Annotated in this window: 16 protein-coding genes; 9 read left to right on the plus strand and 7 right to left on the minus strand. The window is 56.4% G+C overall.

Annotated features, from left to right (window positions below; genetic code table 11):
• The first annotated feature begins 25 nt into the window (after nt 1-25).
• From ruvC to ruvB, 3 genes are all read left to right on the plus strand, one after another.
• Nucleotides 26-547 (plus strand): crossover junction endodeoxyribonuclease RuvC, encoded by a 522-nt coding sequence (gene ruvC / locus MKleb_RS09970; protein ID WP_014229855.1) that lies wholly within the window; start codon nt 26-28, stop codon nt 545-547.
• A gap of 81 nt (nt 548-628) precedes the next feature.
• The gene (gene ruvA, locus MKleb_RS09975; RefSeq protein ID WP_004103390.1) at nt 629-1240 is read left to right on the plus strand and encodes a Holliday junction branch migration protein RuvA; all 612 of its coding nucleotides are present in this window, start codon (nt 629-631) and stop codon (nt 1238-1240) included.
• An 8-nt stretch (nt 1241-1248) separates the two neighbouring features.
• Nucleotides 1249-2259, plus strand: coding sequence for a Holliday junction branch migration DNA helicase RuvB (gene ruvB, locus MKleb_RS09980; RefSeq protein ID WP_004852130.1), 1011 nt, complete (start codon nt 1249-1251; stop codon nt 2257-2259).
• 208 nt (nt 2260-2467) lie between these two features.
• Here ruvB and znuB read toward each other — a convergent pair whose 3' ends face one another.
• Nucleotides 2468-3253 carry a zinc ABC transporter permease subunit ZnuB gene (znuB, locus tag MKleb_RS09985; protein ID WP_014229854.1) on the minus strand — a complete coding sequence of 262 codons (786 nt, stop codon included), beginning with the start codon at nt 3251-3253 and terminating at the stop codon, nt 2468-2470.
• Entirely contained in the window at nt 3253-4005 is a 753-nt protein-coding gene (gene znuC, locus MKleb_RS09990) for a zinc ABC transporter ATP-binding protein ZnuC (RefSeq protein WP_014229853.1), read from the minus strand. Before znuC ends, znuB begins: the two co-directional genes overlap by 1 nt.
• A gap of 78 nt (nt 4006-4083) precedes the next feature.
• Here znuC and znuA point away from each other — a divergent pair, with 78 nt between their 5' ends.
• The 3 genes from znuA to lpxM all read left to right on the plus strand — a co-directional run bounded on the left by znuA (nt 4084) and on the right by lpxM (nt 7470).
• Nucleotides 4084-5028, plus strand: a complete 945-nt coding sequence (gene znuA / locus MKleb_RS09995) for a zinc ABC transporter substrate-binding protein ZnuA (RefSeq protein ID WP_004852123.1) — start codon at nt 4084-4086, stop codon at nt 5026-5028.
• A gap of 15 nt (nt 5029-5043) precedes the next feature.
• Nucleotides 5044-6366, plus strand: a complete 1323-nt coding sequence (gene mepM, locus MKleb_RS10000) for a murein DD-endopeptidase MepM (protein ID WP_004852121.1) — start codon at nt 5044-5046, stop codon at nt 6364-6366.
• Nucleotides 6367-6483: 117 nt separating this feature from the next.
• Nucleotides 6484-7470 carry a lauroyl-Kdo(2)-lipid IV(A) myristoyltransferase gene (gene lpxM, locus MKleb_RS10005; RefSeq protein WP_217076628.1) on the plus strand — a complete coding sequence of 329 codons (987 nt, stop codon included), beginning with the start codon at nt 6484-6486 and terminating at the stop codon, nt 7468-7470.
• Between the two features lie 27 nt (nt 7471-7497).
• Here lpxM and dcuR read toward each other — a convergent pair whose 3' ends face one another.
• From dcuR to MKleb_RS10020, 3 genes are all read right to left on the minus strand, one after another.
• Nucleotides 7498-8214 (minus strand): two-component system response regulator DcuR, encoded by a 717-nt coding sequence (gene dcuR / locus MKleb_RS10010; RefSeq protein WP_217076630.1) that lies wholly within the window; start codon nt 8212-8214, stop codon nt 7498-7500.
• A 64-nt stretch (nt 8215-8278) separates the two neighbouring features.
• Complete coding sequence (locus MKleb_RS10015; protein ID WP_025106123.1) at nt 8279-9964, minus strand: NAD-dependent malic enzyme; 1686 nt, start codon at nt 9962-9964, stop codon at nt 8279-8281.
• A gap of 62 nt (nt 9965-10026) precedes the next feature.
• Nucleotides 10027-10974, minus strand: coding sequence for an AEC family transporter (locus tag MKleb_RS10020; protein ID WP_025106124.1), 948 nt, complete (start codon nt 10972-10974; stop codon nt 10027-10029).
• Nucleotides 10975-11391: 417 nt separating this feature from the next.
• Between MKleb_RS10020 and MKleb_RS10025 the strand changes: the two genes are divergently transcribed.
• The gene (locus MKleb_RS10025) at nt 11392-12726 is read left to right on the plus strand and encodes a 2-hydroxycarboxylate transporter family protein (RefSeq protein WP_025106125.1); all 1335 of its coding nucleotides are present in this window, start codon (nt 11392-11394) and stop codon (nt 12724-12726) included.
• A gap of 64 nt (nt 12727-12790) precedes the next feature.
• Here MKleb_RS10025 and pyk read toward each other — a convergent pair whose 3' ends face one another.
• Complete coding sequence (gene pyk / locus MKleb_RS10030; RefSeq protein ID WP_004852109.1) at nt 12791-14233, minus strand: pyruvate kinase; 1443 nt, start codon at nt 14231-14233, stop codon at nt 12791-12793.
• Between the two features lie 125 nt (nt 14234-14358).
• A complete protein-coding gene (locus tag MKleb_RS10035) occupies nt 14359-15264 on the minus strand; it encodes a MurR/RpiR family transcriptional regulator (RefSeq protein ID WP_161505349.1) in 906 nt (301 codons plus the stop codon).
• A 325-nt stretch (nt 15265-15589) separates the two neighbouring features.
• Here MKleb_RS10035 and zwf point away from each other — a divergent pair, with 325 nt between their 5' ends.
• Together zwf and edd are read left to right on the plus strand one after the other, a co-directional pair.
• On the plus strand, nt 15590-17065 hold the full coding sequence (zwf, locus tag MKleb_RS10040; protein ID WP_004122041.1) for a glucose-6-phosphate dehydrogenase: 1476 nt from the start codon (nt 15590-15592) through the stop codon (nt 17063-17065).
• Between the two features lie 220 nt (nt 17066-17285).
• Nucleotides 17286-19097, plus strand: a complete 1812-nt coding sequence (edd, locus tag MKleb_RS10045; protein WP_025106126.1) for a phosphogluconate dehydratase — start codon at nt 17286-17288, stop codon at nt 19095-19097.

Here is a 19097-nt window from a genome sequence, read left to right on the forward strand (position 1 = left end):
TTAAACCACTAACCGGAGGCGCGTGATGGCCATTATTCTCGGCATTGACCCGGGGTCGCGCGTCACTGGTTATGGCGTCATCCGCCAGGTTGGACGCCAGCTGAGCTACCTGGGCAGCGGCTGTATTCGCACGAAAGTGGATGATTTACCGTCTCGCCTGAAGCTTATCTATGCGGGCGTGACGGAAATTATCACCCAGTTCCAGCCGGACTACTTCGCCATCGAACAAGTGTTTATGGCAAAGAACGCCGACTCGGCGCTGAAGCTCGGCCAGGCGCGCGGCGTGGCGATTGTCGCGGCGACGAATCAGGACCTACCGGTCTTTGAGTACGCCGCCAGGCAGGTAAAGCAGACCGTTGTCGGCATCGGCAGCGCGGAAAAGAGCCAGGTGCAGCACATGGTGCGCACGTTGCTTAAGCTGCCGGCTAACCCGCAGGCGGATGCGGCAGATGCTTTAGCCATCGCCATCACCCATTGCCACGTCAGCCAGAACGCGGCTCAGATCGGCGAAAGCCGCCTGAACCTGGCGCGCGGACGCTTACGATAACCTGAAATCAGGCTGGATATCTATCCAGCCTTTTTTTATGATACCGCATTAGACTTTCGGCCCTTAATCCAGGAGCTCCATGTGATAGGCAGACTCAGAGGCATCATTCTCGAAAAACAACCCCCGCTGGTTTTACTTGAAACGGGAGGCGTAGGCTATGAGGTTCATCTGCCGATGACCTGCTTCTATGAGCTGCCGGACGTGGGTAAAGAGGCGATCATTTTCACCCACTTTATCGTCCGTGAAGATGCACAGCTGCTGTATGGCTTTAACAACAAGCAGGAGCGCACGCTGTTTAAAGAGCTGATTAAAACCAACGGCGTCGGTCCGAAGCTGGCGCTGGCGATCCTTTCCGGCATGTCGGCGCAGCAGTTTGTGAATGCCGTTGAGCGCGAGGAGCTGGCGGCGCTGGTGAAGCTGCCGGGTATCGGTAAGAAAACCGCGGAACGCCTGATTGTCGAGATGAAAGACCGCTTCAAAGGGCTACACGGCGATCTGTTCACGCCGGCAGCGGATCTGGTCCTGACGTCGCCGGCCGGCCCGTCTGACGATGATGCTGAACAGGAAGCGGTTGCCGCGCTGGTGGCGCTGGGCTATAAACCTCAGGAGGCCAGCCGGATGGTCAGCAAAATCGTACGCCCGGATGCCAACAGTGAAACGCTAATTCGCGAAGCGCTCCGCGCCGCGTTGTGAGGTAAGGGATGATTGAAGCAGACAGGCTGGTATCGGCGGACAGCAGCGGTTTTGAAGAGGCGGCCGATCGCGCCATTCGCCCTAAATTACTGCAAGAGTACGTGGGCCAGCCGCACGTCCGTTCGCAAATGGAGATCTTTATCCAGGCGGCGAAGCTGCGCGGCGACGCGCTCGATCACCTGCTGATTTTTGGCCCGCCGGGGCTGGGGAAAACCACCCTGGCAAACATCGTCGCTAACGAGATGGGCGTTAACCTGCGCACCACCTCCGGCCCGGTGCTGGAGAAGGCGGGCGATCTGGCGGCGATGCTGACCAATCTTGAGCCCCACGACGTTCTGTTTATCGACGAGATCCACCGCCTGTCGCCGGTGGTCGAAGAAGTCCTGTATCCGGCAATGGAAGATTATCAGCTGGATATCATGATTGGCGAAGGGCCCGCGGCGCGTTCGATAAAAATCGATCTGCCGCCGTTTACCCTGATTGGCGCGACGACTCGCGCCGGCTCGCTGACATCACCGCTGCGCGACCGTTTTGGCATCGTTCAGCGCCTGGAGTTCTACCAGATCCCGGACCTGCAGCATATTGTCAGCCGCAGCGCCCGCTATATGGGACTGGAGATGAGCGAAGAGGGGGCTCTGGAGGTCGCGCGCCGCGCGCGCGGTACGCCGCGAATCGCCAACCGCCTGCTGCGCAGGGTGCGTGACTTTGCCGAGGTTCGCTACGACGGGCGTATCTCTGAGGAGATTGCCGCTCAGGCGCTGGATATGCTCAACGTGGATGCGGAAGGCTTTGATTATATGGACCGTAAGCTGCTGCTGGCGGTCATCGATAAATTCTTTGGCGGGCCGGTCGGCCTGGATAACCTGGCGGCGGCCATCGGTGAAGAGCGGGAAACCATTGAAGACGTGCTGGAGCCGTATCTGATCCAGCAGGGCTTTTTACAGCGTACGCCGCGCGGGCGAATGGCGACGGTACGGGCCTGGACCCACTTCGGCATTACGCCGCCGGAAATGCCGTAATCGTTGTCCGGCTATAAAACGGCAGACTGCAGAGGCCAGTAGCCCGGCTAAGCGGAGCGCAAGCCGGGGAAATAGCTGAAGCGGTATTGCGGTTTGATGTCCCGGCTTGCGGCGTGAACGCCTTAGCCGGGCTACAACGTCCGCAGACGGCCATGAGCCCATAGCCGTCTGCCGAGTTTTGATGACGGCTGACGCGGGCGCATAAGCGTCAGGCGGCCGGTTTCTTGCTCATGCTGAAAATAAACAGCAGCGCGGCGCACAGCACCACGGAAGGCCCCGCCGGCGTGTCGTAGAACGCGGAGAAGGTCAATCCTCCGGTAACCGCAATCATTCCCACGCCAACCGCCACTCCCGCCATTTGCTCCGGCGTACGGGCAAAGCGGCGGGCCGTTGCGGCGGGAATAATCAACAGCGACGTGATAATCAGCGCCCCGACGAACTTCATCGCCACGCCGATGGTCAGCGCGGTCACCAGCATCAATAGCAGCTTGACCCGCTGAAGCTTAACGCCATCAACAAACGCCAGGTCCGGGCTAATGGTCATCGACAGCAGGTTGCGCCATTGCCAGAGCAGGATCGCCAGCACGATAACCACGCCAATCGCAATGGAGATCAAATCTTCCGGCGTCACCGCCAGCAGATCGCCGAACAGATAGGCCATCAGATCGACGCGCACGTTTGACATCAGGCTGACCACCACCAGGCCCAGCGACAGCGCGCTGTGCGCCATGATGCCGAGTAACGTGTCTACCGCCAGGTGGGGGCGTTTCTCCAGCCACACCAGGCCGCCCGCCAGCAGCAGCGTCACCGCGATGACCGCATAGAACGGATTGACGTTGAGCAGTAAACCAAAAGCCACGCCGAGCAGAGAGGCGTGGGCCAGGGTATCACCGAAGTAGGACATCCGGCGCCAGACGACGAACGATCCCAGCGGACCCGCCGCACAGGCGAGCATCATTCCGGCCAGCCAGCCGGGGAGCAGTAATTCAATCATTAACGGTCATTTCCCCGACGCAGTACAATCCGCCCCTGCAGGTCGTGGCGGTGGTTATGATGATGGCGATAGATCCCTAGCTGTTCCGCGCCGCGCTGGCCGAACATCGAGATAAATTCCGGGTGCATAGAGACCACTTCCGGCGCGCCGGAGCAGCAAATATGCTGATTCAGGCACAGCACTTCGTCGGTTTTGGCCATTACCAGATGCAGGTCATGAGAAACCATCAGTACGGCGCAATCAAGCTCCTGGCGCAGCTGGTTAATCAGATCGTAAAGCGCCACCTGACCGTTGACGTCAACGCCCTGCGTCGGCTCGTCGAGCACCAGCAGCTGCGGCTGATTGAGCAGCGCCCGCGCCAGCAGTACCCGCTGGGTCTCTCCGCCGGAAAGCTTCTGCATAGGGGCGTCGATCAGATGCCCGGCCTGCACGCGCTTAAGCGCTGGCAGAATGTCGCGTTTGTGCGTTCCCGGACGTAAAAGCATAAAGCGGCTGACGGTCAGCGGCAGGGTAGCATCAAGGTGCAACTTTTGCGGCACATAGCCGATCCGCAGATGCCCGTCGCGTTTGATAATCCCTTCCGAGGGTGCTACCAGCCCCAGAACCACTCTCACGAGGGTCGATTTACCGGCGCCGTTCGGCCCCAGTAAGGTTAAAATTTTGCCCGGCTTTAGCGTTAGCGAAATGTCAGACAGCACGCGCCTTTGGCCATAAACGACCGCGACGTTTTCCAGAGTTACAAGATTTGTCATATCAAATTAGAGGTTGCACAAGCCAGTGAATGTTATAATATCACATCTTTCTCATTCTATACGATGATTAGACGCATTATGTTACATAAAAATACGCTTCTTTGCGCTGGACTTAGCGCCGCTTTTTTGTTCGCCCATGCGCCGTTGGCCAGCGCCGCGGTTGTCACTTCCCTTAAGCCACTGGGCTTTATCGCTTCCGCTATCGCCGATGGGGTGACACAGACGCAGGTACTGCTGCCGGACGGGGCCTCGGAGCATGACTATTCGCTGCGGCCATCGGATGCAAAACGCTTACAGAACGCAGACTTAGTGGTCTGGATTGGTCCAGAGATGGAGGCGTTTATGGATAAGTCAACGCAAAGCATTGCGCCGAACAAAAAGGTGACGATTGCCGAGCTTGACGGCGTGAAACCGCTACTCATGAAAGGCACCGACGACGACGACGACCATCATGGTCACGACCATGGCGCCGGGGAAAATAGTGACGACGATCACCATCACGGCATCTATAACATGCATCTGTGGCTTTCCCCAGAGATAGCGCGCCTTTCGGCGGTTGCAATCCACGATAAATTATTGGAACTTATGCCGCAGAGTCGAGCCAAACTTGACGCCAACCTGAAGGATTTTGAGGCAAAATTAGCCGCAACCGACAAGCAGGTTGGGACCGAGCTGGCACCGCTGAAAGGGAAGGGATATTTCGTTTTTCATGACGCCTACGGCTACTTTGAAAAACATTACGGTTTGACCCCACTGGGTCATTTTACTGTCAACCCTGAAATCCAGCCTGGTGCGCAGCGTTTACACGAAATCAGAACACAGCTGGTTGAGCAAAAAGCAACTTGCGTTTTTGCTGAGCCACAGTTCAGGCCAGCGGTCATCGAAGCTGTTGCCAGGGGAACGTCCGTGCGCATGGGAACCCTGGATCCACTTGGAATCGGAATTAAGCTGGGTAAAGAGAGTTACCCGCAATTCCTGAGCCAGATGGCGAATCAGTATTCAAGCTGCCTGAAAGGAGAATAACGAGGAAGTGAATACGTGCAACAGATAGCCCGCGCTGTCACTCAGGCATTTAACAATCTGCCACGACCTCACCGCGTTATGCTGGGGTCGCTTAGCGTTCTTACATTAGCGGTCGCCGTCTGGCGGCCTTACATATACCACCATCCTGAATCCACCCCCATCACCAGAACCATCGAGCTGGAACAAAGCGAAATTCGTTCGCTGCTGCCAGAAGCTTCGGAACCCATCGATCAGGCGCCTCAGGAAGAAGAGGCTATCCCTCAGGACGAGCTGGATGACAAGGCGGATAGCGATTCCGGTGGCCACGAATATGTGGTCTCGACCGGCGATACGCTTAGCAGCATTCTTAATCAGTACGGCATTGATATGGGCGATATCGCCCGGCTCTCCTCGGTGGATAAAGAGCTGCGTAATCTGAAAATTGGTCAACAGCTCTCCTGGACCCTGACGGCGGACGGTGACCTGCAAAGCCTGACCTGGGAGATGTCGCGCCGCGAAACCCGCACCTACGATCGGGTTGCAAACGGTTTCAAAATGAGCAGCGAGCTGCAAAAAGGCGACTGGGTCAATAGCGTACTGAAAGGTACCGTAGGCGGCAGCTTCGTCGCCAGCGCTCGCGATGCCGGCCTGACCAGTACCGAAATCAGCGCGGTGATCAAAGCCATGCAGTGGCAGATGGACTTCCGTAAGCTGAAAAAAGGCGATGAATTCTCCGTGCTGATGTCGCGTGAAATGCTCGACGGTAAGCGCGAGCAAAGCCAGCTGCTTGGCGTGCGCCTGCGCTCGGAGGGTAAAGACTATTACGCGATCCGCGCTGAGGATGGCAAATTCTACGACCGCAACGGTACCGGCCTGGCGAAGGGGTTCCTGCGCTTCCCGACCGCACGTCAGTTCCGCGTCTCTTCGAACTTTAACCCGCGTCGTCTGAACCCGGTGACCGGCCGCGTCGCGCCGCATCGTGGCGTCGATTTTGCGATGCCGCAGGGTACGCCGGTGCTGTCGGTAGGGGATGGCGAAGTGGTGGTGGCTAAACGTAGCGGTGCGGCAGGTTATTACGTCGCCGTTCGTCATGGTCGCACCTATACCACCCGCTATATGCACCTGCGTAAGCTGCTGGTCAAACCCGGGCAGAAGGTGAAACGCGGCGATCGTATTGCGCTGTCGGGCAACACCGGGCGTTCTACCGGTCCGCATCTGCATTATGAAGTGTGGATCAACCAGCAGGCGGTCAACCCGCTAACGGCGAAACTGCCGCGTACGGAAGGGCTCAGCGGTTCCGACCGTACCGATTATCTGGCGCAGGCAAAACAGGTGATTCCGCAGCTGCGGTTTGACTAACCTTCCGTCAGTTAAAGCCGGTGCCCGCTGCGCGCCGGCTTTTTCTTTTGTACGTTACTCAACGTATCGCTAAACTAACCCATTATCTTTATTGAGCGGAAATTCTGCGGATTGGGCATGGAAACGAAAAAAAATAATATTGAATTTATTCCAAAATTTGAAAAATCCTTTTTACTACCGCGCTACTGGGGCGCGTGGTTAGGGGTTTTTGCCTTCGCCGGTATCGCTCTGACGCCGGCCTCTTTCCGCGATCCGATTCTCGGCAAAATGGGGCGCTTTGTGGGGCGCCTGGCAAAGAGTTCGCGCCGTCGGGCGCAGATTAACCTGCTGTACTGTTTCCCGGAAAAGAGTGAGCAGGAACGAGAAGCCATTATTGATGCAATGTATGCCTCCGCGCCGCAGGCGATCGTCATGATGGCGGAGTTAGGCCTGCGCGACCCGCAGCGCATTCTTTCTCGCGTCGACTGGCAGGGCAAAGAGATCATCGATGAGATGCAGAGAAACAACGAGAAGGTGATCTTTCTGGTTCCCCATGCCTGGTGCGTGGATATTCCGGCGATGCTGATGGCTTCCGGCGGGCAAAAAATGGCGGCGATGTTCCATAATCAGGGCAATCCGGTATTTGATTACGTCTGGAATACCGTGCGCCGTCGTTTCGGTGGACGTATGCACGCGCGCAACGACGGGATCAAACCGTTTATTCAGTCGGTGCGTCAGGGGTACTGGGGCTACTATCTGCCGGATCAGGATCACGGCGCCGAGCACAGCGAGTTTGTTGATTTCTTTGCCACCTATAAAGCGACGCTCCCGGCGATCGGCCGTTTAATGAAAGTCTGCCGCGCCCGCGTCGTACCGCTGTTCCCGGTCTATGATGGTAAAACGCATCGTCTGACGGTGCTGGTGCGCCCGCCGATGGACGATCTGCTGGAAGCGGACGATAACACTATCGCCCGGCGGATGAACGAAGAGGTGGAAGTGTTCGTGAAGCCGCATACCGAGCAGTACACCTGGATCCTCAAGCTGCTGAAAACGCGCAAGCCGGGTGAAATCGAGCCCTACAAGCGTAAAGAGCTGTACCCCAGGAAGAAGCCGCATCAGGGGTGAAAATCGCAGCCAATGGCCTCACCGGGTTCATTGGCCGTATTGTTTGAGTAGCGCCAAATGATCGGCAACGAGCCGGTAACGATATTCCGGACGACCGGTGATGCCGTAATGGTTGGTGGTGTAGAGGATATTTATCTGCTCCAGCCAAATCAGATATTTGCGGCATGAGACCCGGGATATCTGCAGCGCCGCGGCCAGTTCATTGGTCGAAAAGTCACGTTCCTGCCAGGCGTCAATCCACTGGCACACCAGACGAAGCGTCTGCGGCGTAAGCCCTTTCGGCAAGCGGCGTGCGCTTTCCTGCTGCTGAACCCCGCTGCGCAGCAGGCTGTCCACATCGGCCTGGGCGTAGCTGGATTTCGCATTCTTCAGATCGCGCTTTTTACGCCATGACAACAGCGCCTCCTCAAAGCGCGGAAACTGAAACGGTTTAATCAGGTAATCGACCACGCCATAATGCAGCGCCGTCTGAACCGTGCACCTATCGGCAGCGGAGGTAATCATAATGACATCAATATTTCGCGCATCGGCGCGTAGCGCGGGCAGCAGATCCAGCCCGTTCTCTTGCTGCATGTAGACATCCAGCCGCACCAGATCGACCTGCGCCAAATGGCTGAGCATCTCCCTGGCTTCGCGGACCGTGGGGGCCACGCCGCAGCAGTGGAAATCCGCCACCCGGCTGAGAAACAGCCGGTTCAGCTCGGCCACCATGGAATCATCATCGACAATCAGCACATTAATCATGCGGGGTTTTCCCGGTGCGGCGGGAAGCCGGCGCGCTTCCCGTAATATGTGTCTGGGATGGCGATCAAAATGGCGATCGTTTATACGCGGTGTAGCGCGCTCGCCAGAACATTTTATCGATATTCGCGGCCAGCTGAGCCTCGTCAATCTGCGGCGCGACGCCATCCTGCTGAGCCGCGCGTGCGACCTCAGCGGCAATTGCCCGGGAAATCATCTCAATCTCGTCGACCGGCGGCAGTAATCCGCCAGCGTCGCGGGTGGCCAAAGGCGAGTGGGCGGCCAGGGTTTTACTGCAGGCGATAAGCATCACTTCGGTCACGCGCGCCGCTTTGCTGGCCAGAATCCCTAGCCCCAGACCGGGGAAAACATAGGCATTGTTGCACTGGGCGATATCGTAGGTCTTACCGTCATAGAATACGGGCGCGAACGGGCTGCCGGTGGCAATTAGCGCATTCCCCCGGGTCCATTCCAGCAGATCCTTCGGCTGGGCTTCGGCGCGGGAGGTCGGGTTGGACAGCGGCATAATAATCGGACGCGGGCAGTGCCGGTGCATCTCTTTGATAATCTCTTCGCTGAATAGTCCCGGCTGGCCGGATACGCCAATCAGTACGGTGGGATGGACGTTGCGTACAACATCCATCAGCGACAGGTGGGCCGCACTGGTATCCCAGCGGGTAAGATTTTTCCGCGGCGTGACGTGGCCCTGCTGGAAGTCCAGCAAATCCGGCATCTCATCGGTCAACAGGCCAGGGCGGTCGACCATAAAGATGCGATTGCGCGCTTCCTGCTCTGAGAGCCCGTCATCAACCATCAGCGCAATGATTTTTTCCGCTATCCCGCATCCGGCCGATCCGCTGCCGAGAAACACCACTCGCTGATCGCGGATCCGCGTACCGGCGGCAGCGGCGGCAGCGATCAGCGTGCCTGAGGTCACGGCTGCCGTGCCCTGAATATCATCGTTGAAACAGCACAGCTGGTGACGATAGCGGTTAAGAAGCCGGGTGGCGTTTTTTTGCGCAAAATCTTCGAACTGTAGTAGCACATTGGGCCAGCGCTGCGTGATGGCATGGACAAACATGTCCATAAATTCCATGTACTGCTCGTCGCTTATACGCGGATGACGCCAGCCCATATACAGCGGGTCCTCAAGATGCTGGGCGTTGTTGGTGCCCACGTCCAGCATAATGGGGAGCGTTGATGCCGGGTGTATACCCCCGCAGGCTGTATATAACGAGAGTTTACCAATCGGGATCCCCATGCCGCCAATCCCCTGGTCGCCGAGGCCAAGAATGCGCTCGCCGTCGGTCACCACAATAACGTTAATATCATTGCGGGAAAAGCCCTGCAGCATCTCATCAATGTTGTGACGGTTAGGCCATGAAATAAACAGACCGCGTCCCCGGCGATAAATTTCAGAGAAGTGTTCACATGCTTCACCTACCGTTGGGGTATAGATGATCGGCAGCGTTTCTTTCATATGGCTGCGCAGCAGATTATAGAATAGGGTCTCGTTAGTATCCTGAATATTTCGCAGGTAGATATGGCGCGAAATATCCCGTTTAAACTGGCAAAACTGCCCCCACGCGCGCGCGGTTTGCTCTTCAATCGTTTCGACATTATGCGGCAGCAGACCCTGAAGATTAAACGCGGTACGTTCACCTTCAGTAAATGCGAGACCTTTATTTAATAACGGATTTTCCAGCAGCACGGCGCCGTTATAGGGCGTATATAAGGTTTCTGTGGCTAACATTTGATGACTCCTGAATATCATAATAAATAATTGCCGGAATTCTTCGGGCTTTATTTCAGTGATTAAGAGATTAAATAAATCATGAATCCTTCAGTGACGACGCCCACTGCGGTACCGAGCAAAATAGAGGATGAGGCGGGCTCGATATAGGTATCGCTGCGCAGGGCAAACATCCCTGCCGCAATGGCGGAAGGCGTCGCGCCGATGATAATGACCTGCTGCATCAGGCTATGGCTGAGCCCGAAGGCGAGACCGGCTACGGCCATCATGGCCGGCTGGAGCAGATTCTTGATGCTGATATTGGTACAGGTTTGAATATTGACCGTAGGACGTTCGCCGTAAAATAGCAGCCCAAGGGCGAACAGGGAGAGGCCGCCCGCCACTTTTCCCACCATCTCAATGGGCATGCTCAGCATGTGCGGCAGCTGTACTCCGGCAAGGCTGAGCAGTACCCCGGAAATCGGTATCCAGACAATCGGGTTTCGGACGGCTTTAAACAGGTTTTGCAGGATAAGCCGCAGCGGATTAGGCTGTTCCGCGTCAGCGCGGCCGCGCTTGTCACCCATGCGAATCAGGATGATGGTCAGGGGGATCATCAATACGCTGGTCACCAGGTTACCGATAAGCACGCCGAGAAAACCCTCCGGACCAATCAGCACCGCAAGCACGGGAGCGCCAAAGTAGGCCATGTCGGGGAACGCGCACACCAGGGACTGAATCGCGCTGGTTTTAATATCATGACGAAAAACATAGCGTGAGATCAGGAGCGTGAGGATATATGACCCCATCAGACCGATGACTAACACCGCCATAAAGGTGAAGTTTTTCATCTTATCGGGATGAGTATTCAGTGCGCCGATAAAAAGATGGAAGGGAAGCGCGAAACGAATGACCACCGTGGCCAGTACGGACGCATCCTCGCGGCGGGTATAGCCCAGCTTACCGCTTAGCCATCCGAGCAGCATGATAAACACCAGGGGAAAAAGGGATTCTAAGAGCAGTGAAGGCATAAGATGTCCTGAAAATATATTATCGGCTACGTTGTGTTTTTTTAATCTAGCGATCCCATAATATTTAAAAGGTGATAGTCATCACAGTCGCTGGGGTTTAAATAATTTCGTCTTAAATACTTTACTTACAAATAGAGAAAAAAGGACAGAGTCATCACTTTATCTCTCTGCTATTCAGTTATACCGATGCCGGTAACTTTAGTTTCAGGGTAATAAATTAAATTACTTAAAATAAATATTATGCTTTAGTCACAAAGCACGACAGTAAAACCTGGATTTTATTTTTTAATGTTAACGTCCTGTGCTAACGTTTTTTTTGTTTCATTGGTATTTTGCCTGGCACTTTTTTATTTATTTGATTGCGCGCTTTTAATATTGCGTCGATACCCTACGTGACATCATTATTCAGGTAAAAATATGGAAAATAACTCACTCAACCACCCGATAGATAAAACGCTGCCGAGCGGGCAGGCGCCACGACTTTTATCCAATATTGAGGTCGGCGCCGTGCCGTTGGTGCTCTTTATCGGGATAGCCGCAATTGTTGCCATCTCCGCGACCGCAGGCCTGCTGCCGAAGAACATGATTGGCGGTCTGGCGGTAATCATGACCCTGGGGTTCGCGCTGGCTAAAATTGGCCGAATGGTGCCAATCCTCAAGGAGGTTGGCGGCCCGGCCATTTTGTGCCTGATGACGCCGTCGGTGCTGGTCTATTTCGGCATGTTCGAAGCGCATACCCTCGATACCGTGCACTTGCTGATGAAAGAGGCCAACCTCCTCTATTTCGTCATCGCCTGCCTGGTCGTCGGCAGCATTCTGGGCATGAACAGAACCATCCTGATTCAGGGAATGGTACGTATGTTTGTCCCGCTGGTGGTGGGGACCGGGGCGGCGATCTTAACCGGCCTGCTGGTGGGCAGCCTGTTTGGCTACAGTTTCTACCACACCTTTTTCTTTATTATCGTGCCGATCATCGGCGGCGGTATCGGTGAAGGGATCCTGCCCCTGTCGCTGGCCTATTCAGCTATTCTCGGGCAAACGCCCGACGTTTACGTGGCGCAGCTGGCGCCGGCTGCCGTGGTGGGCAACATTTTCGCCATCATCTGCGCCGGTTTTCTGGCGCGCATGGGGACGCGACGTCCTTCGCTCTCCGGCAGCGGAATGCTGATCCGCAGCCATGAAGATAACAGCGTCTTTGCGCAAAATCAGCGCGCGCAGCCCACGGATTTCCAGCTGATGGGGGCCGGATTATTAATGATTTGCGCGTTTTTTATCGTCGGCGGTCTGCTGGAAAAGGTGGTGCATATTCCGGGGCCGGTGCTGATGATTCTGGCCGCGGTATTTTGCAAATACGCGAAAGTTATCCCGGCGGCGATGGAACTGGGGGCGCACAGCTGCTACAAGTTCGTCTCCGCCGCGCTGGTTTGGCCGCTGATGATAGGCCTGGGAATGCTGTATGTTCCTCTGGAAAGCGTGGTCGCGGTCTTCTCGGTTGGCTACGTGGTGGTTTGTGGCTCAATCGTCATTGCGATGGCGCTAAGCGGCTTTCTTATCGCTTCTCGTTTGAATATGTACCCGGTCGAAGCGGCCATCGTCACCAGCTGCCACAGCGGGCTTGGGGGGACGGGAGACGTTGCCATTCTCTCGGCATCAAACCGAATGGGATTAATGCCTTTTGCCCAGATAGCCACCCGTATCGGCGGCGCGTCGACGGTGATTACCGCCACGCTATTGTTGAGCTGGCTTGCGTAGTTTAGCGGGCGAGGGGGCAAAAAAATACCTGCCAGCTGCGGCGCTGGCAGGTAGGTGGAGAGGCTTACTCGACGGTCAGAATGCGGGTGGTGTTGGTGCTACCGATGGTGCTCATCACGTCACCCTGAGTGACGATAACCAGGTCGCCGGTCACCAGATAGCCTTTATCACGCAGCAGCGTTACCGCGTCGTGCGCAGCGGCTACGCCTTCATTGACGCTATCGAAATGCACCGGGGTCACGCCGCGATACAGCGCGGTCAGGTTCAGCGTGCGCTCGTGGCGAGACAGCGCGAAAATCGGCAGGCCGGAGCTGATGCGGGAAGTCATCAGCGCGGTCCGACCGGATTCCGTCATGGTAATGATAGCGGTGACGCCCTTGAGGTGGTTCGCCGCGTACATGGCGGACATCGCAATGGCTTCTTCCACGTTATCGAACTGAATGTCCAGGCGGTGCTTGGAGACGTTGAGGCTGGGGATTTTTTCCGCGCCGAGGCAGACGCGCGCCATCGCGGCAACGGTCTCAGACGGATACTGGCCCGCGGCGGTTTCTGCCGACAGCATCACGGCGTCGGTGCCGTCCAGCACGGCGTTCGCCACGTCCATGACTTCGGCGCGGGTTGGCATCGGGTTGGTGATCATCGACTCCATCATCTGCGTCGCGGTAATGACCGAGCGGTTCAGCTGACGGGCGCGGCGGATCAGCGCCTTCTGGATGCCGACCAGCTCCGGATCGCCGATTTCCACGCCGAGGTCGCCGCGTGCCACCATGACAACGTCGGAGGCGAGGATCACGTCATCCATCGCGTCCTGATCGCATACCGCTTCCGCGCGCTCGACTTTGGCGACGATTTTGGCATCGCAGCCGGCATCGCGCGCCAGGCGACGAGCGTAGTTCAGGTCTTCGCCGCAGCGCGGGAAGGAGACGGCCAGGTAATCGACGCCAATTTTGGCGGCGGTGATGATGTCCGCTTTGTCTTTCTCCGTCAGCGCTTCTGCCGAGAGGCCGCCGCCCAGCTTGTTAATCCCCTTATTGTTGGACAACGGTCCGCCGACGGTGACTTCGGTGAATACCTTCATGCCCTGAACTTCCAGGACCTTCAGCTGTACGCGGCCGTCGTCCAGCAGCAGAATGTCGCCCGGAACCACGTCAGCCGGGAGCCCTTTATAGTCGATGCCGACTTTCTCTTTGTCGCCTTCGCCTTTACCCAGGTTTGCGTCGAGGAGGAATTTATCGCCGATATTGAGGAAAATTTTGCCTTCTTTGAAGGTGGAAACGCGGATTTTCGGCCCCTGTAGGTCACCGAGAATCGCGACATGACGGCCCAGTTTCGCCGCAATCTCACGGACTTTATCCGCACGGATCTGATGATCCTCCGCGGTGCCGTGAGAGAAGTTCATACGTACCACGTTAGCGCCTGCGGCAATAACCTTCTCAAGGTTGTTATCGCGGTCGGTAGCCGGGCCTAAGGTAGTCACGATTTTGGTTCTGCGAAGCCTTCTGGACATGTAATACTCCGTTGACTGAAACAACTTTGGTGTTGCGTGAACATGGATTCGGTAGCGCCGACGAGCAAAGTCGCTATACCGGAACGTTACCGACGGTGTAATAGGATAGTGCTTTGTTTCTACTTTTATTGGTCATTGCTGTGTACGCTGAGCTCTTTATCAAAGCGCGATTCCTTGAGCGCTTCCTTGACCCTCTTCAAGTTATCTCTGAATTTTGCTCCCCGCCGCAGGGTGAAGCCGGTCGCCAGGACATCAATCACCGTCAGCTGCGCTAAGCGGGAGACCATCGGCATATAGATATCGGTATCTTCCGGTACGTCCAGGGTAATCGCCAGCGTTGATTCCCGGGAAAGCGGCGTGCCGGGGGAGGTAATCGCGATCACCATCGCATCGTTTTCGCGGGCCAGCTGAGCCAGCTCCACCAGGCTTTTAGTCCTGCCGGTATGCGAGATAATCACCACCACATCATCGTCATTACAGTTCATACAGCTCATGCGTTGCAGGACGATGTCGTCGGAATAGATCACCGGCACGTTAAAACGGAAAAACTTGTTCATCGCGTCGTGGGCGACGGCGGCCGAAGAGCCCAGGCCAAAAAAGGCGATTTTCTTCGCCTGCGTGAGCAGGTCAACCGCGCGATTGATCGCCGACATGTCGAGAGAATGATGGACCTGATCTAAACTGGCCATGGCTGACTCAAATATCTTTCCCGTATAGGACTCAACGCTGTCGTCTTCATCGACGTTGCGGTTAACATAGAGCGTACCGTGCGCCAGGCTTTGTGCAAGATGCAGTTTGAAATCCGGGAAACCGCGCGTTTCCAGGCTGCGGCAGAAACGGTTAACTGTGGGCTCGCTGACGCCGGCTTCCAGCGCCAGGGCGGCAATACTTGAATGAATGGCCTGCGCGGGGGTAGCAAGGATGACTTCCGCCACTTTGCGTTCAGATTTGCTAAGGTGTTCCAGCCGGGACTGGATTTTTTCCAGCATATTCATGGGTAATCGGGCGCTCATCAATGGAAGCGATTTCATTAATGGGTGAAATCATCAGGCGTTTTAGCAAGAATATACCCCTCCGTAGTCGGAAACGGTGAGGAATGACCTGAAAATATGTTGTTTTTTTTCATTACATGATCAGAGTCGTATTTTACTAACTGATAATCGGTCGAAACAACGAACAATATTAGCCGCATGCCCAAAATCTCAGCCTCTATTTTCCACCCTGTGCGATTTAGCAGCGGGAACGGCCGCTGAGGGTTTCGGGAAATTCGTAAACACAGTACGATGCAGTGAAAGAAAATTACAAATACAACTATAGTCTGGCATAAGCACCGGGCTATCAACTAAGGAGAATGACATGGCGGTAACGCAAACGGCCCAGGCATGCGATCTGGTCATTTTCGGCGCGAAGGGTGACCTGGCGCGACGTAAATTGCTGCCTTCCCTGTATCAGCTTGAAAAAGCGGGTCAGATCCACCCTGACACCCGCATCATCGGCGTCGGTCGCGCCGACTGGGACAAAGACGCTTACACCAAGGTAGTCCGTGAAGCGATGGAAACCTTCATGAAGGAGAAAATCGATGAAGGTTTGTGGGAGACCCTGAGCGGGCGTCTGGATTTTTGTAACCTTGATGTCAACGATACCAAAGCGTTTACCCGCCTGGGCAAAATGCTCGATCAGAAAGAGCGGGTGACCATTAACTATTTCGCCATGCCGCCGAGCACCTTTGGCGCGATTTGCAAAGGTCTGGGTGAAGCGAAGCTGAACGCCAAGCCGGCCCGCGTGGTGATGGAGAAACCGCTGGGTACCTCCCTGGAAACCTCCCGCGAGATCAACGATCGGGTGGGTGAGTTCTTTGAAGAGTGCCAGGTCTACCGTATCGACCACTATCTGGGTAAAGAGACGGTGCTGAACCTGCTGGCGCTGCGCTTTGCCAACTCGCTGTTCGTCAATAACTGGGACAGCCGCACCATCGATCACGTCGAGATCACCGTGGCGGAAGAGGTGGGCATTGAGGGCCGCTGGGGCTACTTCGATCAGGCCGGGCAGATGCGCGACATGATCCAGAACCACCTGCTGCAAATTCTGTGCATGATTGCCATGTCCCCGCCGTCAGATTTGACTGCCGATAGCATCCGCGATGAAAAAGTGAAGGTGCTGAAATCGCTGCGCCGCATTGACCGCACCAACGTGCGTGAAAAAACGGTGCGCGGCCAGTACACCGCCGGTTTTGCCCAGGGCAAAAAAGTGCCGGGCTACCTCGAGGAAGAGGGGGCCAACAAGTCCAGCCATACAGAAACCTTCGTGGCGATCCGCGTGGATATCGACAACTGGCGCTGGGCGGGCGTACCGTTCTACCTGCGTACCGGTAAACGTCTGCCGACCAAGTGTTCCGAAGTCGTGGTTTACTTCAAGACGCCGGAACTGAACCTGTTCAAAGAGACCTGGCAAGAGCTGCCGCAGAATAAGCTGACCATTCGTCTGCAGCCGGATGAAGGGGTGGATATCCAGGTGCTGAACAAAGTTCCCGGACTTGACCACAAGCATAACCTGCAGATCACCAAGTTGGATCTGAGCTACTCGGAAACCTTTAATCAAACCCACCTGGCGGATGCCTATGAGCGCCTGCTGCTGGAAACGATGCGCGGTATCCAGGCGCTGTTCGTCCGTCGTGATGAAGTGGAAGAGGCGTGGAAGTGGGTCGATTCCATCACTGAAGCCTGGGCTGCCGATCGTGATTCGCCGAAACCGTATCAGGCGGGTACCTGGGGGCCGGTTGCCTCCGTGGCGATGATCACCCGCGACGGTCGTTCGTGGAACGAGTTTGAGTAATCGCCAGCTCCTCCGTCAGGGTTATTTTACCGGTAACATGATCTGACGCAGCAAGTCGCGTAATTTTTAATCTTTTAAGCCCCGGAGGATTCACCCCCGGGGCTTTTTTTATTACACTGCCTGCAGATATTTTGCCCCTGAGCCCCAGTACTGGTGCCCTAAGCCCCTAAAAGTACCGCTAAAGCGCTGCGGCCGGACAGATGAAATTTGAGGAGCCTTTATGAATTCTGAAATGTTACGGGTAACAAATCGCATCATCGAACGCTCGCGCGATACCCGCGAAGCCTACCTCGCCCGGATTAACCAGGCCAAAACCGACACCGTTCATCGCGCCCAGCTGGCATGCGGTAACCTGGCCCACGGCTTCGCCGCCTGCCAGGCGGATGACAAAGCCTCGCTGAAAAGCATGCTGCGCAATAACATCGCCATTATTACCTCCTACAACGATATGCTGTCCGCCCACCAGCCCTATGAGCGCTATCCGGACATTATCCGCAAAGCGCTGCACTCCGCGAACGCGGTAGGCCAGGTCGCCGGCGGCGTTCCGGCGATGTGCGATGGCGTGACGCAGGGGCAGGACGGGATGGAGCTGTCGCTGCTCAGCCGCGAAGTGATTGCCATGTCCGCCGCGATTGGCCTGTCGCACAACATGTTTGACGGCGCGCTCTACCTCGGCGTCTGCGATAAAATTGTCCCCGGCCTGGCTATGGCTGCGCTGTCGTTCGGCCACCTGCCGTCCATCTTTATCCCTTCCGGGCCGATGGCCAGCGGCCTGGCGAATAAAGAAAAAGTGCGCATTCGTCAGCTCTATGCGGAAGGCAAAGTGGATCGTATGGCGCTGCTGGAGTCCGAAGCCGCGTCTTACCATGCGCCTGGCACCTGTACCTTCTACGGTACCGCCAATACCAACCAGATGGTGGTTGAGTTTATGGGGATGCAGCTGCCCGGATCGTCATTCGTGCATCCGGATGCGCCGCTGCGCGAAGCGCTGACCGCCGCCGCCGCCCGCCAGGTGACCCGCCTGACCGGCAACGGTAACGAGTGGATGCCGCTGGGCAAAATGTTTGATGAAAAAGTGGTGGTCAACGGGATTGTCGCGCTGCTGGCAACCGGCGGCTCTACCAACCACACCATGCACCTGGTGGCTATGGCGCGGGCGGCAGGGATTATCATTAACTGGGATGATTTCTCCGATCTCTCTGACGTGGTGCCGCTGCTGGCGCGCCTCTACCCGAACGGCCCGGCGGATATTAACCACTTCCAGGCGGCTGGCGGCGTGCCGGTGCTGGTGCGCGAGCTGCTGAAAGGCGGCCTGCTGCATGAAGATGTTCACACCGTGGCCGGCTTCGGCCTCTCTCGCTACACCATGGAACCCTGGCTTAATAACGGCGAACTTGACTGGCGCGAAGGGGCGACCGCGCCGCTGGACGAACAGGTTATCGCCACGTTTGACAAACCGTTCTCTCGCCACGGCGGCACCAAAGTGCTGAGCGGTAACCTCGGACGCGCGGTCATGAAAACCTCCGCCGTGCCGGTTGAAAACCAGATTATTGAAGCTCCTGCGGTGGTTTTCGAGAGCCAGCATGACGTACTGCCCGCCTTTGAAGCGGGGCTGCTCGACAAAGATTGCGTGGTTGTCGTCCGTCATCAGGGGCCAAAAGCGAACGGCATGCCAGAATTACATAAACTTATGCCGCCACTTGGTGTATTATTGGACCGCCGTTTCAAAATTGCGCTGGTAACCGATGGTCGTCTCTCCGGCGCATCAGGCAAAGTGCCATCGGCGATCCACGTGACGCCAGAAGCGTACGATGGGGGCCTGCTGGCGAAGGTACGCGATGGCGATATCATCCGCGTCAACGGCCAGACGGGCGAGCTAACGCTGCTGGTCGATGACGCAGAGCTGGCCGCGCGTCAGGCGCATATTCCTGACCTGAGCGGTTCGCGCGTGGGAACCGGCCGGGAAATGTTCGGTGCGCTGCGTGAGAAACTCTCCGGAGCAGAACAGGGCGCAACCTGCATCAATTTTTAA

Source organism: Klebsiella sp. PL-2018 (genome assembly GCF_019048985.1).
Taxonomy (GTDB): domain Bacteria; phylum Pseudomonadota; class Gammaproteobacteria; order Enterobacterales; family Enterobacteriaceae; genus Klebsiella; species Klebsiella michiganensis.

Coding starts and splice junctions, on each gene's coding strand:
- ruvC (WP_014229855.1), top strand. CDS start 26: ATGGCCATTATTCTCGGCATTGACCCGGGGTCGCGCGTCACTGGTTAT.
- ruvB (WP_004852130.1), top strand. CDS start 1,249: ATGATTGAAGCAGACAGGCTGGTATCGGCGGACAGCAGCGGTTTTGAA.
- znuB (WP_014229854.1), bottom strand. CDS start 3,253: ATGATTGAATTACTGCTCCCCGGCTGGCTGGCCGGAATGATGCTCGCC.
- znuC (WP_014229853.1), bottom strand. CDS start 4,005: ATGACAAATCTTGTAACTCTGGAAAACGTCGCGGTCGTTTATGGCCAA.
- znuA (WP_004852123.1), top strand. CDS start 4,084: ATGTTACATAAAAATACGCTTCTTTGCGCTGGACTTAGCGCCGCTTTT.
- lpxM (WP_217076628.1), top strand. CDS start 6,484: ATGGAAACGAAAAAAAATAATATTGAATTTATTCCAAAATTTGAAAAA.
- dcuR (WP_217076630.1), bottom strand. CDS start 8,214: ATGATTAATGTGCTGATTGTCGATGATGATTCCATGGTGGCCGAGCTG.
- MKleb_RS10015 (WP_025106123.1), bottom strand. CDS start 9,964: ATGTTAGCCACAGAAACCTTATATACGCCCTATAACGGCGCCGTGCTG.
- MKleb_RS10020 (WP_025106124.1), bottom strand. CDS start 10,974: ATGCCTTCACTGCTCTTAGAATCCCTTTTTCCCCTGGTGTTTATCATG.
- MKleb_RS10025 (WP_025106125.1), top strand. CDS start 11,392: ATGGAAAATAACTCACTCAACCACCCGATAGATAAAACGCTGCCGAGC.
- pyk (WP_004852109.1), bottom strand. CDS start 14,233: ATGTCCAGAAGGCTTCGCAGAACCAAAATCGTGACTACCTTAGGCCCG.
- MKleb_RS10035 (WP_161505349.1), bottom strand. CDS start 15,264: ATGAAATCGCTTCCATTGATGAGCGCCCGATTACCCATGAATATGCTG.
- zwf (WP_004122041.1), top strand. CDS start 15,590: ATGGCGGTAACGCAAACGGCCCAGGCATGCGATCTGGTCATTTTCGGC.
- edd (WP_025106126.1), top strand. CDS start 17,286: ATGAATTCTGAAATGTTACGGGTAACAAATCGCATCATCGAACGCTCG.